10 protein-coding genes are annotated in these 16,844 nt (G+C 30.7%); 1 reads left to right on the forward strand and 9 read right to left on the reverse strand.

What is annotated here, in order from left to right:
• Positions 1 to 21: 21 nt before the first annotated feature.
• Complete coding sequence (locus tag ABIV_RS12275) at positions 22 to 708, forward strand: response regulator transcription factor (protein WP_114840169.1); 687 nt, start codon at positions 22 to 24, stop codon at positions 706 to 708.
• On the opposite strand, the gene ABIV_RS12280 is transcribed toward ABIV_RS12275, so the two are convergent.
• From ABIV_RS12280 to ABIV_RS12330, 9 genes are all read right to left on the reverse strand, one after another.
• The gene (locus tag ABIV_RS12280) at positions 705 to 1,508 is read right to left on the reverse strand and encodes a sensor histidine kinase (protein ID WP_205526931.1); all 804 of its coding nucleotides are present in this window, start codon (positions 1,506 to 1,508) and stop codon (positions 705 to 707) included. The two genes, ABIV_RS12275 and ABIV_RS12280, sit on opposite strands and share 4 nt — an antisense overlap.
• Positions 1,509 to 1,553: 45 nt before the next feature.
• The gene (locus tag ABIV_RS13660) at positions 1,554 to 8,348 is read right to left on the reverse strand and encodes a DUF4114 domain-containing protein (RefSeq protein ID WP_205526932.1); all 6,795 of its coding nucleotides are present in this window, start codon (positions 8,346 to 8,348) and stop codon (positions 1,554 to 1,556) included.
• 79 nt (positions 8,349 to 8,427) lie between these two features.
• The gene (locus ABIV_RS12300) at positions 8,428 to 9,132 is read right to left on the reverse strand and encodes a phosphocholine cytidylyltransferase family protein (protein WP_114840170.1); all 705 of its coding nucleotides are present in this window, start codon (positions 9,130 to 9,132) and stop codon (positions 8,428 to 8,430) included.
• Between the two features lies 1 nt (position 9,133).
• Positions 9,134 to 10,216 carry a pyridoxal-phosphate-dependent aminotransferase family protein gene (locus ABIV_RS12305; RefSeq protein ID WP_114840171.1) on the reverse strand — a complete coding sequence of 361 codons (1,083 nt, stop codon included), beginning with the start codon at positions 10,214 to 10,216 and terminating at the stop codon, positions 9,134 to 9,136.
• A gap of 30 nt (positions 10,217 to 10,246) precedes the next feature.
• Entirely contained in the window at positions 10,247 to 11,644 is a 1,398-nt protein-coding gene (locus tag ABIV_RS12310) for a hypothetical protein (protein ID WP_114840172.1), read from the reverse strand.
• Positions 11,637 to 12,782: a hypothetical protein gene (locus tag ABIV_RS12315; protein WP_114840173.1), complete on the reverse strand. Its 1,146-nt coding sequence runs from the start codon at positions 12,780 to 12,782 to the stop codon at positions 11,637 to 11,639. Before ABIV_RS12315 ends, ABIV_RS12310 begins: the two co-directional genes overlap by 8 nt.
• Positions 12,775 to 13,269: a phosphotransferase-like protein gene (locus tag ABIV_RS12320; protein WP_114840174.1), complete on the reverse strand. Its 495-nt coding sequence runs from the start codon at positions 13,267 to 13,269 to the stop codon at positions 12,775 to 12,777. The genes ABIV_RS12315 and ABIV_RS12320 overlap by 8 nt, the downstream gene beginning before the upstream one ends.
• Before the next feature lies 1 nt (position 13,270).
• Positions 13,271 to 14,452 carry a hypothetical protein gene (locus ABIV_RS12325; protein ID WP_114840175.1) on the reverse strand — a complete coding sequence of 394 codons (1,182 nt, stop codon included), beginning with the start codon at positions 14,450 to 14,452 and terminating at the stop codon, positions 13,271 to 13,273.
• A 4-nt stretch (positions 14,453 to 14,456) separates the two neighbouring features.
• The gene (locus tag ABIV_RS12330) at positions 14,457 to 16,844 is read right to left on the reverse strand and encodes a Mur ligase family protein (RefSeq protein ID WP_114840176.1); all 2,388 of its coding nucleotides are present in this window, start codon (positions 16,842 to 16,844) and stop codon (positions 14,457 to 14,459) included.

Consider the following 16,844-nt stretch of genomic DNA (forward strand, 5'->3'; position numbering starts at 1 on the left):
TCAAATTAAAAGTACAAAAACATGAATAATTTAAAAAAACTAACGATATTATATCTAGAAGATGAAGAGCTTATTAGAACCAATGTTACGGAAATATTAGGATATATGTTTGAAGAAGTTTATGAAGCTACAAACTATGAAGAAGCTTTAAATAAATTTACAAATAATAAGGTTGATATTATTTTGAGTGACATAAGTATGTCAGGAAAAAATGGCTTAGACTTTGTAAAACATATAAGAGAAACTAATAAAAGTATTCCTGTAATTTTATTAACTGCACATACAGATACAAAATATTTATTAGAAGCTGTAAAGTTAAATCTTGTAGACTATCTAAGAAAACCCGTTAATTTTAAAGAGCTAAAAGACACATTGAAAAAAGCTGCTGAAAATTGTAGTGTTGAATCAGATTTAATTATCGAATTTGAGGAAGAAATAATATATAATTTTACAAAAAAAGAGTTAACAAAAGAAAATATTTTAATAGATATTACAAAAAAAGAGATGCTTCTTTTAGATTTTTTATTTAAAAATAAAGATCGAACTGTTTCAAAAGATGAGATTCAAGTAAATGTATGGGAAGATGATTTTGAAGCAACTGATTCTGCTTTTAAATCACTAATGAATAAACTAAGAAAAAAAATAGGAAAAAATTCAATAAAAAATATTTCTAAAGTGGGTTATAAATTTAATAATATGAGTTCTTAATAAAGAGGGATTTTTATTATAAATTTTGCTCCATATTTACCATTCTCTACGAGTAATTTACCATTCATATTATTTTCAACAATAAGTTTTGACATAAAAAGACCAATACCTGTTCCATCTTTTTTATCTAAAGTAAAAAAAGGTTCAAATACTTTTTCTATTGGTTTTATTGTAATCCCACCAGCATTATCTTCTACTGTCAATATACTAAAGTTATCGATTTTATCAACAGCTAATGTGATTTTTGGATTTTCAATATTTTTTAAAAGAAGTGCATCTCTTGCATTATTTAAAATATTAATAAGTACTTGTGCATATTCATTTTTATATCCATAATGTTTAGGGTTTTTATGTAATAAGATTTCTAATTTGATATTATTTTGTTTAAGTGAGTTATTTACCATACTAACAGATAAGCTAATCTGTTTTGATAATCTATATTCTTCTTTTTTTTTCTCTTTTGCAAAAAAGTTTCTAAAGTCTTCTATAGTTTGAGACATATATGAAGTAATTTCTTCTGATTTTCCTATCTGTTTTAATAATTCAGTATTTGAAATCTTTCCTTCATATTCAATTCTACTTTGAATTAGCATAAAAATAGAAGAGAGCTCCATAAGTGGCTGTCTCCATTGATGAGCAATATTTCCAATCATTTCACCCATAGAAGCCATTTTACTTTGTTGAAAAAGCATTTCATCATTTCTTCTATTATGTTCTATCTCTTGTTTTACTTTACTTTTAAGATTTTCAATTTCTTGCTTTAATCTTTGGTTTTCTTCTTCTAAACTATTTTTATTCAAAATTATTCCATATATACAAGAATAGTTTCCTATTCTTGTATATTATTATATATCATCATCTACATCTATATCATTATCAATTAATAATGTTATATTTGAGTTACTTGCATTTGTATATTCAGTAAACTCACCATCTTGTCCATCAACAGTTTTATGTTCACTTCCTTTTTCCCATCCAGAACCACTTAGATTTATTTCATCTCCATTATTTCCAACAATAATTAAATCATTATCATCATCAGTTAAATCAATTAACTCATCTAAATCAATATCTAATGTCTGATTAAGGTCATTATCTAAATCAAGAACTTCAAAGTTTGTAGCTTGAATATCTCCTAAATCGATACTTTCATAATCTAATTCTAAAGTATCAAACCCTGTTCCGGCATCAATACTTTCTGAACTATTATCAAATGATAAGTCTTCTGCTTCATCAGCTATTATTGTATCATTGACACCATTTGCTCCATCTTCACTAGAGTTTCCTGATAATTCAATTGCTTGTTCTCCTGTTGAGCTAATTGCATTTAATTGTTCATCAGATAAAGAACTTGAAGATTCAATTTTAATATCATTAGCAAACTCTCCATCTTTACTTATAATAGTAAATGTACCATCATTGTTATCAAGTACATCTGTCCCTGATATAATTGTACCATCTGGTAAATTATCTACTAAGATATTTAAGTTTGTTGTCTCTCCATCTATATCTAAAGTTAAAGGATATTCATAAGAAACTGAACCAAGGTTAATGCTTTCACCACTTGTAAATTCAATTTTCTCAATATTTTCTGCAACCATACTAAATTGACTTCCATACCATTTAGACTCTGAAATACTATAGCTTCCATCTGTATTTTCTACAATTTTATAATCACTACTTCTTCCTTGAAGAACTAACGTATCATAGCCATCTCCACCATCAAAGTAATTCTCATGTCCAAGTTTTTGCATAATTGCTTTATCATTACCTTCTCCACCATGGATTTCTACATTGTCTATCCATCCAGGTGCATTTACATCTATTGTATCATTACCTTCTCCACCAAATGCTGTTTGAGAATTACCTGTAGATAGTTTGATATAATCATCTCCACCCTCACCATTTATAGTAAGGTTATCATTATGCCATCCACCTTTTGCTTTAATATAATCATCACCTTCTCCAGCATTAATAGTTTGATTATTACCTTTACCTACATAAATAGAATCATCACTATTAGTTCCATCTGTTGTTTCATTGTGATTCCACCCTTTTGAAATGATTAAATTTTCATTTCCTACTTCACAATAATTAGCACCAGATTCTTGTCCTGAACCAGTATTTACTACTTGTTCTTCTCCTATTAACATTTTAATCGTTACATCTGTTGGATTAGTCTCAGGTACAAGTATTTTATCTGCTAACTCATAGTTTACATTTAAAATAACATCATTAAAATCAGCATCTCCTAATCCAGGGATATCTTCAATTTTAATATTAGTTCCACCATTGCCATCAGATTCAAAAATAAAGTGATCTTTTCCATCTGCATTAAATTCTGGTGAATCATGGAATACTGGTTTACTTGATGGTTCTCCATCAATTAATAGTATTGGTTTATCACCTGTTGTATCAAATGTAATTACACTATCATCATCAACTTTATTTGCTCCATCTGATATGATAAAGAATCCATAATCTTTACTTGCATCCATATCAGCAAGGAATGTATCAGGAGCCATACCATTTTGATCATCTATTACAATTTTTGCTTCTCCTGAAGGATTACCATCAGAATCTAACTCATAAATACCAATTACATTTTTAAATGCAGCACTTTCGCTAACATATTTTAACTCATAGTCATCATCTGAATCACTGTCTGAATCTGAATCACTGTCACTATCGCTATCAGAGTCTGAATCACTGTCTGAATCTGAGTCACTGTCACTATCGCTATCAGAGTCTGAATCACTGTCGCTATCACTATCAGAGTCTGAATCACTGTCGCTATCACTATCAGAGTCTGAATCACTGTCTGAATCTGAATCACTGTCTGAATCTGAATCACTGTCGCTATCACTGTCTGAATCTGAGTCGCTATCGCTATCAGAGTCTGAATCACTGTCTGAATCTGAGTCACTGTCACTATCGCTATCAGAGTCTGAATCACTGTCTGAATCTGAATCACTGTCACTATCGCTATCAGAGTCTGAATCACTGTCTGAATCTGAGTCACTGTCACTATCGCTATCAGAGTCTGAATCACTGTCTGAATCTGAATCACTGTCACTATCGCTATCAGAGTCTGAATCACTGTCTGAATCTGAGTCACTATCACTATCCGTGTCAGTATCAGTGTCTGTATCCGTGTCTGTGTCCGTATCTGTATCAGTGTCAGTGTCAGTATCTGTGTCAGTATCTGTATCTGTGTCAGTATCAGTGTCAGTATCAGTGTCTGTATCTGTGTCCGTGTCTGTATCCGTGTCTGTGTCCGTATCTGTATCAGTGTCTGTATCAGTATCAGTGTCAGTGTCTGTATCTGTGTCCGTGTCTGTATCTGTGTCCGTGTCTGTATCCGTGTCAGTATCAGTATCAGTATCAGTGTCTGTGTCAGTGTCAGTATCTGTGTCAGTATCTGTATCAGTATCTGTATCTGTGTCAGTATCAGTGTCTGTATCTGTGTCCGTGTCTGTATCCGTGTCTGTGTCCGTATCTGTATCAGTGTCTGTATCAGTATCAGTGTCTGTGTCTGTGTCCGTATCTGTATCAGTATCTGTGTCAGTGTCAGTATCTGTGTCAGTATCTGTATCTGTGTCAGTATCAGTGTCTGTATCTGTGTCCGTGTCTGTATCCGTGTCAGTATCAGTATCAGTATCAGTGTCTGTGTCCGTATCAGTATCTGTGTCTGTGTCAGTATCAGTATCTGTATCTGTGTCAGTATCAGTATCTGTATCTGTGTCAGTATCTGTATCAGTATCTGTATCTGTGTCAGTATCAGTGTCTGTATCTGTGTCAGTATCAGTATCTGTGTCTGTATCCGTGTCAGTATCAGTGTCTGTGTCAGTGTCAGTATCAGTGTCTGTGTCAGTGTCAGTATCTGTATCAGTATCTGTATCTGTGTCAGTATCAGTGTCAGTATCAGTGTCTGTATCTGTGTCCGTGTCTGTATCCGTGTCTGTGTCCGTATCTGTATCAGTGTCTGTATCAGTATCAGTGTCAGTGTCTGTATCTGTGTCTGTATCAGTATCTGTGTCAGTATCAGTGTCTGTATCTGTGTCCGTGTCTGTATCCGTGTCTGTGTCCGTATCTGTATCAGTGTCTGTATCAGTATCAGTGTCAGTGTCTGTATCTGTGTCTGTATCAGTATCTGTATCTGTGTCAGTATCAGTGTCTGTATCTGTGTCCGTGTCTGTATCTGTGTCCGTGTCTGTATCCGTGTCTGTATCCGTGTCTGTATCCGTGTCAGTATCAGTGTCTGTATCCGTGTCTGTGTCCGTATCTGTATCAGTGTCAGTGTCTGTATCTGTGTCTGTATCAGTATCTGTGTCTGTGTCAGTATCAGTGTCAGTATCAGTGTCTGTATCCGTGTCTGTGTCCGTATCTGTATCAGTGTCAGTGTCTGTATCTGTGTCTGTATCAGTATCTGTGTCTGTATCTGTGTCTGTATCTGTGTCTGTATCTGTGTCCGTGTCTGTATCCGTGTCTGTGTCCGTATCTGTATCAGTGTCTGTATCAGTATCAGTGTCAGTGTCAGTGTCTGTATCTGTGTCTGTATCAGTATCTGTGTCTGTGTCAGTATCAGTGTCTGTATCTGTGTCCGTGTCTGTATCTGTGTCCGTGTCTGTATCTGTATCCGTGTCAGTATCAGTATCAGTATCAGTATCAGTGTCTGTGTCCGTATCAGTATCTGTGTCCGTATCTGTATCAGTGTCAGTGTCTGTATCTGTGTCTGTATCCGTGTCTGTATCCGTGTCAGTATCAGTGTCTGTATCCGTGTCTGTGTCCGTATCCGTGTCTGTGTCCGTATCTGTATCAGTGTCAGTGTCTGTATCTGTGTCTGTATCCGTGTCAGTATCAGTGTCTGTATCCGTGTCTGTGTCCGTATCTGTATCTGTGTCTGTATCAGTATCTGTGTCTGTGTCTGTGTCAGTATCAGTGTCCGTGTCTGTATCTGTGTCCGTGTCTGTATCTGTGTCCGTGTCTGTATCCGTGTCTGTGTCCGTATCTGTATCAGTGTCAGTGTCTGTATCTGTGTCTGTATCAGTATCTGTGTCTGTGTCAGTATCAGTGTCCGTGTCTGTATCTGTGTCCGTGTCTGTATCTGTGTCCGTGTCTGTATCTGTGTCCGTGTCTGTGTCCGTATCTGTATCAGTGTCAGTGTCTGTATCTGTGTCTGTATCAGTATCTGTGTCTGTATCTGTGTCTGTATCTGTGTCCGTGTCTGTATCCGTGTCTGTGTCCGTATCTGTATCAGTGTCTGTATCAGTATCAGTGTCAGTGTCTGTATCTGTGTCTGTATCAGTATCTGTGTCTGTATCCGTGTCTGTATCCGTGTCAGTATCAGTGTCTGTGTCCGTATCAGTATCTGTATCTGTGTCAGTATCAGTATCTGTGTCTGTATCCGTGTCAGTATCAGTGTCTGTGTCAGTGTCAGTATCTGTGTCAGTATCTGTATCAGTATCTGTATCTGTGTCAGTATCAGTGTCTGTATCTGTGTCCGTGTCAGTGTCTGTATCTGTGTCTGTATCAGTATCTGTGTCCGTATCTGTATCAGTGTCAGTGTCTGTATCTGTGTCTGTATCAGTATCTGTGTCTGTATCTGTGTCCGTGTCTGTATCCGTGTCTGTGTCCGTATCTGTATCAGTGTCTGTATCCGTGTCAGTGTCTGTATCCGTGTCTGTGTCAGTGTCAGTATCTGTGTCAGTATCTGTATCAGTATCTGTATCCGTGTCTGTGTCAGTGTCAGTATCTGTGTCAGTATCTGTATCTGTGTCAGTATCAGTATCAGTGTCAGTATCTGTGTCAGTATCTGTATCAGTATCTGTATCTGTGTCAGTATCAGTGTCTGTATCTGTGTCCGTGTCTGTATCCGTGTCTGTGTCCGTATCTGTATCAGTGTCTGTATCAGTATCAGTGTCAGTGTCTGTGTCCGTATCTGTATCAGTGTCAGTATCTGTGTCAGTATCTGTATCTGTGTCAGTATCAGTGTCCGTATCTGTATCAGTGTCTGTATCAGTATCAGTGTCAGTGTCTGTATCTGTGTCTGTATCAGTATCTGTATCTGTGTCAGTATCAGTGTCCGTGTCTGTATCTGTGTCCGTGTCTGTATCCGTGTCTGTATCCGTGTCTGTATCCGTGTCTGTATCCGTGTCTGTATCCGTGTCAGTATCAGTGTCTGTATCAGTGTCTGTATCAGTATCTGTGTCAGTATCAGTATCAGTGTCTGTGTCCGTATCAGTATCTGTATCTGTGTCAGTATCAGTATCTGTGTCTGTATCCGTGTCAGTATCAGTATCAGTATCAGTGTCTGTGTCCGTATCAGTATCTGTGTCCGTATCTGTATCAGTGTCAGTGTCTGTATCTGTGTCTGTATCAGTATCTGTGTCTGTGTCAGTATCAGTGTCCGTGTCCGTGTCTGTATCTGTGTCCGTGTCTGTATCTGTATCTGTGTCAGTATCAGTGTCTGTATCTGTGTCCGTGTCTGTATCTGTGTCCGTGTCTGTATCCGTGTCTGTGTCCGTATCTGTATCAGTGTCTGTATCAGTATCAGTATCAGTATCAGTGTCTGTGTCAGTGTCTGTATCTGTGTCTGTATCAGTATCTGTATCTGTGTCAGTATCAGTGTCCGTGTCTGTATCTGTGTCCGTGTCTGTATCTGTGTCCGTGTCTGTATCCGTGTCTGTATCCGTGTCAGTATCAGTGTCTGTATCAGTGTCTGTATCAGTATCTGTGTCAGTATCAGTATCAGTGTCTGTGTCCGTATCAGTATCTGTATCTGTGTCAGTATCAGTATCTGTGTCTGTATCCGTGTCAGTATCAGTATCAGTATCAGTATCAGTGTCTGTGTCCGTATCAGTATCTGTGTCTGTATCAGTATCTGTATCAGTATCTGTATCAGTGTCTGTATCTGTGTCTGTATCTGTGTCCGTGTCAGTATCAGTGTCTGTATCAGTATCAGTATCAGTATCTGTGTCTGTGTCCGTATCTGTGTCAGTATCTGTGTCAGTATCAGTGTCAGTATCTGTATCAGTATCTGTATCAGTATCTGTATCAGTATCTGTGTCAGTATCCGTGTCTGTATCAGTATCACCTTCTAATCTGTCACTTCTTTCTGTTTCAGCAGGAGTCACTTCTTGTTCAGTATCTTCTTGTGCACCAAAATAAGTTTGAGAAACTACTGTTCCAGCAGCTGCTGCTTCTAATTGCTCAGCTAAACTACCAAAATTATCGATAATTGCACCATCAATATTTGCAACTGTACTTTCTGCTAAATTAGTTTTTAAAACTTCTATTATTTCTGCGCTTTCTAAAGAAGGATCATTTAAAGCATTTTCAATTTCATTCATACCGTCTTGAGTTGAAGATACTCCAAGAGCAGTTGTTAAAGCAAAAGGATCAGTAGGATTGTTGCTTTTTATTAAGTCAGCCATATTTTCTAAAACTAAATTGATTTTTTCATCACCTTGTTTTAGAATTAAATTAATTGAACTATCACCATTGGTTAAGTTAAAAGTATAATTATCGGCACCTACTAAATAGTATTGTTCCCCTTCTTGAGGTTGAAAGGTCATACCATTTTCAACTATTTTTTCCTCTAATTCTGCATTTGTATGTCTAATTATTAATTTAATCATTTTTTTTCCTTCGCTTGAAACTGAAAATTTCCTACTCCAATTATAAAATAAAAAAGTTGCTTATTAGTCGCTTTTATTTTTATGAAATAAAATCTTTAATTCTTTCATAATCTTCTATATAATCTACCTCTGCCCAAAATACTCCAGCAATGTCATTTACATAAACTTTTTTACCATCTTCTACAGTTCTATAGATGATATCTTCCCACCAACAACTATAATCTTCATTAGAAACAGCATCTATAACATTTTGCTTAAATACTTGTAGATCACTTTTATTTAAAATTCCAATTCCTACATATTCACCTGTAGTTTCATTATTTGTTAAATGTTTTCCATATTTTTTTAGAAATTCACCTTCCCAATTAAATCTATAGTCTGCATCTTCAATTCTTGTACTATCACTTAACATTAGAGGTGATCTTTTTTCAGCCAATAAAATATCTAATACTTTCTCTTCCATAAAAACATCACCATTCATAATCATAATATCATCATCTGGAGTTAAAAAATCTCTTGCAAACCAAACTGATGAGATCGAATTTGCTACTCTAAAAAAAGGATTGAAATATCTAACATAAGATAAACCTTCTAAGGCTTGATGAATATATCTTTCTTGATATCCAGTTACAATAGCTATCTCTTTTATCCCTTTCTTTTTTAATAATTCCATGGTGTATCTAATTAAAGGTTGGCCATTTATATCTACACAACATTTTGGTTGTCCTTGAAGATGCCTACTAATTCTACTTCCAACTCCAGCTGCCATTATTAAAACTTTCATTTTATTCTCCCCTGCTTATTTTATAGTAATCATAAAGTGCATCAATTAATATATCTACATACTCTTTTGTCATATCTCCCATATGTGAAACTCTAAAAACCTTATCTTTAAGTTCTCCACCATTTGGAGTAAGTACACAGTTATATCTTCTTTCTAAGTCTCTTACTATATCACTTGCACTTTTTTCATCAAGTGGACTTAAAGTTGTCATGGCATTTGGCATGAAATTACTATATATTTCTAAAGGTAATTTCTCAATTTCTTTTCTAAAATACTCTGCTATGTCTCTTGCTTTATTATTATGAAAAGAGATTCCTTCTTTCTTTATATTTAATAATCTGTCATGTAATTGTAAAATTATTAATACTGCGGGAGTAAAAGGAGTTTGTCCTCTCTCTCCATCTTTTATATAACTGTTAAAATCAAAATATAACTGATGTTTAGGGTTAATCTTTTTTATTGCCATAGGAGATAAAACTACCATAGTTAAACCAGGAGGTAAAGCTAGTCCTTTATGTGAACTTGTAATTACCACATCTATATTTTGTTCTTGCATATCAAGTTTATCTGTGATAAACATACTTATAGCATCAACAATATTTAAAATATTATATTTTTTTGTAAACTTACCTATACTTTCTAAATCATATAATATTCCTACACTTGTTTCATGAGCATTTACTAATAAAGCTGTTGCATCCTTATAAACTTCTAACTCTTCAGTATTTTTTAGGTTATTATCATTTATTTGATGATTATAATTCTTTATATTATGAATATTACAAATATCTACAAATCTTTGTCCAAATCCTCCACCATTTATTACTAATGCTTTATCTTCTGTATTTAAAAGATTTTGTATAGAAGCTTCCATTCCTGCTGTTCCAGAAGCTGTTAAAAAAAGTACTCTACTTCCTTTTGGTGCATTTAATATTTCAAGTAAGATTTTTTCACATTCAAATACTATTTGAGAAAACTCTTCATTTCTAAAATAAGGAGTTTGGATTGAACCAAGTTTTAATGTACTTTCATACATCTTAACTGGACCAGGAGTAAAAATATATTTATTATATAAATTAAACATTTTAGGCCTTTGCAATAATATAATTAATTATCAAATTTCTTTTTTGATAGTATAGAGTAATTTATCTGCATTATTTATAAAGTAAAAAGTACTTTTGTCATAAAAAAATTTATTAAGATTTTTTTCATTATTATCAAATTGAAAAACTAAATCCCAATAAAATTTATTTTTTGTTCTTAAAACTTTTATTCTTTCATATGAAGATGTCTTATCTTTAACCATTAAATAAATATAGTCATTTTCTATAAAAAAATCTATAGGTATATAATTATCATTTAATGAAAGTTCTTCGAAAGTTGAGATATTTTTATTAGTAAAATAAACTCCAAAAGAGTTTTCTTTTATATATTCACCAATATATAAATATCCATTTTTATACATCACTGCTTTTGTGATTGTTTTTTTCTTATTGTAATATAAAGACTTAGAAGGGAAAATTTTGCTTTCTTTGATTTGTTTTTCTTTGATTATTTTATTAATTTTAAAAATAAAATCTTCATCATAACTTTTGCTAAATTTGATAAAGTCTATTCTTCTTAGTTCTTTTGTTAAATTTTTTTTATTATTCTCATATTCCATATAATTTAAATATTTATCTATTAAAGTTACAAAATCTAAAGCTTCTTTTTCATTCATTCTTAAAGCTAAGATAGTCTCTTTTATAGCATTTAAAATAAATATATTATTATTAAAAGATTTTTGCTGTTTTTCTGTCCATCTTTGTTTAGGATAGAAATAAAACTCTTCTGCTTTATTATCATATAAAGCTAATTTTTCTAATACTTTTAAAAAAAACAACTGTGTATTTTCAAAACTATTATCATATAAATAAGCTAATCTATTCCAAAAGTATTTAGAAGAATAGGTGCTATTAAGTAAGATTTCTAATTCTACAATACTCTGAGGAAGTTTTCTTTTATAGTTTCCTTTCTCATTTTTTGCAATTTTTTCAATCCATCTGGCATGTCCTTCCATAACCCAACGATTATTAAAATAAGTATAACCATAGTGAACTAAGTGAAAAAATTCATGAAGAGGTGTCAATGTATTTGGAATTAAATCTGTTGATAACTTTATACTTATTGATTTGTTTTTTTTATTTAAAATATCACTTGCAGCACCTCTTGCTTTTAAATTTATTAAATAAATATCAATATACTTAGCCCCATGGAATCTTTTTTGAGTTAAAGGGCTTTTAAAATGAAGCTTTTTATTTATCAAATCAGAAGCAAATCTTAATTTTTCATAGATACTTTCTACATAATCAGGTACTTGATTATTATTTTTATCTTCTTGATTTTTTAAAGGTAATGCATTTTTACCTGTTAAAGTATAATAAATTCTAAATTCTTCTTTTATATAAACATTCTCATTCTTTGCAAATAAAAAATAAAAAGGAAGAAAAACTAAAACTATTAATTTAATCATTACAAACCTTTAAAATATCTCCAGTTTCTATTTTCAATTCTTTTAAATCCCATTTTTTAGGGTTTTTTATCTCACTCCCCATTCCAAAATAAAAACAATTATCATACTTTTCAAAGCTTCTTGCAAAAGTTTTATATGAAAAACTTAAAATCTTGTTTATTTTATAATTATCATTTTTAAACTCAAAAGAATAAATGATATTTTTATTTTTGTCACTTACTAATACATATACTTTATTTTCTCTAACAATTATATCTCTAGGTATTTCATTTTTTTTTAACTCTACTTTATTTATTAGTAAATCATTTGAAATAAAATATAAACCAAAAGGTAAATTTTGATGATCATTATGAGTATAAGCTCCAATATACAAATTACCACTTTTTAATATTGTAGTTTTAATGATTTTAATCATTTTTTTTTCAAGTTTTGTATTAGGAAACATTCTATTCACATTTAAATCAAATCTTGAGGAAAAAATCTCTTTTTCTTTAATCCATTGAGTGATACTAAGTTCAGTAGGTACTTGTTTTTTAAAAGTTTTTATTGCAAAAAGCTTATCCTCTAAGAGCATAAAACTATAAACTCTTCCTCTACCATGTAATATCTCTTTCCACGTAGAAGCTGCTAAATCACTTATTAAAACAGCACTATTTCCTAATAATCCTATTGAAGTAAAAAGTTGTTCATCTTTTTCTACAAGATCATAGACATGTAAAGCTTTAGGAAGTGTTCTATATTTTTCCCATTTATCTTTCTCTTTTTTATAAATATTTCCATAAGTCCATTTTTGTGTTGCATCATGCCCTGGAACATATAATCTATTATTATAAACTTTGAAAATATCTATTTGTTCTTCTGCTACTTCATACTCATACTCAAACTTTTCTGTTTTTGGATTAAAACTTATAATTGTCACTCTTCCAGCATTTTGTGCAGGACCTATATTGCTACTATTTCCAGCACCTAAATATATTTTTCCTTCAAAGAATTGCATATCCCAAATATTTCTTGCATATATATTTTCATTATCTTTATAATATTTAGAGTACGGATTTCCTAAAAGTAAAACTTCTTTTGCATTTAAGTTTATAAAAAAGATTAATATAAAAAAGAAAAATAGTTTTTTTTTAATCATTATTTATCTCTTCATAAATTCTTTTTGCTAACTCTTCAGAAGAACTTTTTTCACTATCTACAGAAAAATCATAATCCATATCTTTGTGTACTCTTTCAAATTGATATTTAACCAATTTAAAGTCATTTCGTCCTCTTTTTTTCTCTCTTTCTAAAAGGGTTTTTAAAGATAAGTGTACACCAATATATTTTGCAGAAGGAAGTTTTCTTTTGGCATCTTGCTTTAAACTACTTGTTTCTAAAACATTATCTATAATTACATTAAAGCCCATGTCATACCATACTTTTGCAGTACGATGCAAGCCTTTTACTTCTTCTTTATATAAAGGCCATTTTTCAGTTGAATATTTTTTACATAATACCTTATGGAAATTATCCAAACTTAGATAAATTGTAGGTTCACTAAAATAATCTACTAAAAAAGAGCAAATTGAAGTTTTTCCACTAGAGCTAACTCCATTTAGGTAGCAGATTATATTTTTTTTCATTTTACTTTAGCCACTCACTAGCATCAATTTTAAGAATATCTCCTGTTTTTGAAGAAATCTCTTTTAAAGACCAATCTTCTCCTTCTGAAACATCTGTTCCCATCCCAAAATAAAAATCATTTTTATATAATTCAAATGATCTAGCAAAAGTATCATAATCAAAAGTAAAAAGTGTTTTTAATTTATCAATTTCTTTTGTTGTTGTATGATAAACTCTATTTTTTACACCTTTTTTTGTAGTTTTTGAGGCTAAGATATAAATATCATTTTCTCTTTTTAGAATATCATTTGCTATAAAACCTTTGTCTAAATTAATTTTTTTACTAATGATTTTTTTATCTTTTAATGTAGCAATATATATTCCAAAAGGTATTGTTTGATGACTATTGTATTTATATGCTCCTATATAAATGGCTCTTCTATCAAAACTAATAATTCTTGTTGCTCTTGAATATTTTATTTTAAATTTTGTATCAGGAAACATATCGTAAATACTAATATCATACCTTGGAATAAATTTTCCATTAATATATTGAGCTACACTAAAATAAGGTTTTGAAGTTCTTTTAAATTTTTTTAATGCAAACAATTGATCATCTAAATTCATAAAACTATAGACTCTGCTTCTTCCAATTTTTTGAATTTCCCAAGTTTTACCTAGATTTGTTGTAATACCAACTGCTGCACCTTCATAAAGACCTAATCCAGCAAAAAGTTTATTATCTTTTAATACTAAATCATAAACATGTAATGCTTTAGGTATATTTCTAAATTTTTTCCAAGAATCATCATCTTTTCGAATATAAAAATTCCCCCAATCCCAACTACCTTTTGCATCATGCCCAGGAATTAGTAATTTACTATTTAAAATCTTGAAAATATCTACTTGGTCATCATCTATTTTACCTTCACTATAAAACTTCTCTTTTTCTAAATCATATACCATTAGATTTACAGGTCCAGAGTTTTTTGAAGGTCCTTCATTAGCACTATTTCCCGCTCCAATAAAAAGTTTTTTATCATATACTTGTAAATCCCATGAATTACGAGAATATACATCTTCTGCTTTTTTATATTGTTTTGCATAAGGAGTTCCAAGATACTCTATTTTTTCAGTAATATCTTTTGCAAAAGAGATATTACTAAGTAAAATAGCAAAAAATAAAATCTTTATAATTCTCATTTGTTTACCTTTTATCTAAATTTGCTTTATATAGTTTATGCTTTTTAACAGGACAGAAAATTCTCTTTGAGTGATCTAAGCCCTTACTTAAACCTGGTCCATCATTTACTAATAGATAATCCTTATTTATTTGTAAGAATTTAAATTTTAAATAAGATTGAACTCTTGGTAAAGAAAAATCATTTTTGCCAATAAACATATTTGCTATATCATCACTCATTTTTCCTGAAAATCCAAAGGCTACTACCTTTTTATTATTTAATACTACGTATCCTTCTAAATCTTCATTATCAAAAAGATTATAATATAAAATTGCATTTCGAGTATATTTCTCATCACTTAATCGTCCATACTTAGAACGTTGAATATTAATCCATTTATCAAAAATTTCTAAGCAAGACTTCTTATATTCTAAAGAATATGGTAAAAATTCTATCTTTTCATTTTTTGCAATACTATTTAAATCTTGTCGTAGGTTTCTAAATTTTTTTCCACTAAGATTTTCATAGATAGAAGGGTCATATAAATAGTCAAAAGTTTTATACTCAAAAGTGATTTTTTTCTCCATCTCTTTTAGAATAGAAACGTCTTCTTTATCTAACCAAATAATTGAAGCTTTCTTATAACCTTTATATTTAAAAATTCTTTCAAAGGCACTATTTAATTTCTCTTTTAATAATGGTAAGGTAGGTAAATATAAAGACAATTTTGGAGGATAGGTTCTATTAAACTTATCTAATAAAAATAAATTTAAAAAATCTTTTTCTTTTTCTATTAGAATTTCTCTACTTGAAGATAAAGACCAAAAATAAATAAAAGGGAAATAGTATATCCAAGCTCTCTTTTTTTCTAAGTTTATATACTTTTTAAAATCTTTGATATCATTTACTTCTAAAGTTCTTAGTTGTCGTAAAGACTCATTTTTAGATCTCATTCTTGGTGTACTTTTAATTGTTTCTAATTTAAAACCTTCTAAATTTTTTATATATTCTATAAAAGCAGGAAGATTACTTTCAAAGATACCTTTTACACACAATAAGTCATTCTCTTTAATTTCATCCAGAACCTCATCTTTTATATTTTCAAAATCTATACTATGATTTTTCCAAATTGATTTATCCTCTAAGACATTGATATGTTCACTAAATTTTTCAACACTATATAAAACATCTAAGCCAGAAGCCTTGATTAACGTTTGAAAATATTTAGAATCAATTAATTGCATCTCTCCATCTTTGTAATCTACAAATTCTGAAGTCAATAAAATTTTTCTATTTATTTCTTCATTTGAAATTAACTTTAATGTTTTAAAAAAACTTATATATCCTTCTATTCCACCTCTATTACTTTGGTCATATAAAAAAAATGATTTATTTTTATAAGAAGCTTTATAAAAAACACCACTACTTTTTAAATTTTCTATATTATAAAAACTATTTGCTGCTTCATGAATATCAAATCCTAAATGATAAGTACAAAGAAGAACTCCTAAAGAGTTTGTTGGAGCATATTCTTCTAAAAAAGGCACTCTATAAGCTACTACTTTATTTTCAATTTTTGCAATTACATCCCAACCAAAATTTTTAAATTTTTTATATAAGATATATGCATTATTTGAAGGTTTTGTACCATATGTTTTAATTGTGAGATTTTTATATTTACTAAGTTCTTTTTGAATTTTAGAATAATGTTTATCATCTGCATTTACTAAAAATTTACTATTTTCATCTAATGAAGTAGCAATTGATAATTTATTTTCAATTATCTTTTCAATTGTTTTAAATCTTTCAATATGCTCATGTCCAATAGATGTTAATACAGCAATATTGGGTTTTATTAGTTTACTTCGTCTTTGAATTTTACTTTTATTAGCAACAGGGATTTCCATTAAAAAGGCTTTATTCTGTTTTTTTAATGAAGCTAAATTACAATAATTACTTGCAGTATAATTTGCACTATTTAATCTTGTATAAGTAGAAGCTTGATTTTTAATTACATGATATAAATGTGATTTAAAGCCTGTTTTTCCATAACTTCCAGTTATTAATACTTTTTTAGCTTCTGTTTTTAAACTTGCAAATTCAGCTAGTTTCTTTAAAGCTTGATAGGTATTTTCAACTCTCAGTATAGGAATTTTTGTATTAATCTCTAAATCATTTTTTACAATTAAAGCACTTACTCCTTTTTTTATAGCTCTAGTAATTTTATTTTCATTATTTCTATAAGCTTTAGGGTTGTGCCAATTATCAGAGATAACAACAAAAGCATTACCTTCTTTTAAATAATGATAAGTATGATGAAACTCATTTATTTTTAGATTATCATCATAATTTTCCCAATAGCCATCAACTATTTCTGCTATTTCTTTAGGAGTAAAAAATAGTTGTTCCAT

This window comes from Halarcobacter bivalviorum (genome assembly GCF_003346815.1).
Lineage (GTDB): Bacteria > Campylobacterota > Campylobacteria > Campylobacterales > Arcobacteraceae > Halarcobacter > Halarcobacter bivalviorum.

Coding starts and splice junctions, on each gene's coding strand:
- ABIV_RS12325 (WP_114840175.1), bottom strand. CDS start 14,452: ATGAGAATTATAAAGATTTTATTTTTTGCTATTTTACTTAGTAATATC.
- ABIV_RS12330 (WP_114840176.1), bottom strand. CDS start 16,844: ATGGAACAACTATTTTTTACTCCTAAAGAAATAGCAGAAATAGTTGAT.
- ABIV_RS12315 (WP_114840173.1), bottom strand. CDS start 12,782: ATGATTAAAAAAAAACTATTTTTCTTTTTTATATTAATCTTTTTTATA.
- ABIV_RS12320 (WP_114840174.1), bottom strand. CDS start 13,269: ATGAAAAAAAATATAATCTGCTACCTAAATGGAGTTAGCTCTAGTGGA.
- ABIV_RS12300 (WP_114840170.1), bottom strand. CDS start 9,132: ATGAAAGTTTTAATAATGGCAGCTGGAGTTGGAAGTAGAATTAGTAGG.
- ABIV_RS12305 (WP_114840171.1), bottom strand. CDS start 10,216: ATGTTTAATTTATATAATAAATATATTTTTACTCCTGGTCCAGTTAAG.
- ABIV_RS12310 (WP_114840172.1), bottom strand. CDS start 11,644: ATGATTAAATTAATAGTTTTAGTTTTTCTTCCTTTTTATTTTTTATTT.
- ABIV_RS12275 (WP_114840169.1), top strand. CDS start 22: ATGAATAATTTAAAAAAACTAACGATATTATATCTAGAAGATGAAGAG.
- ABIV_RS13660 (WP_205526932.1), bottom strand. CDS start 8,348: ATGATTAAATTAATAATTAGACATACAAATGCAGAATTAGAGGAAAAA.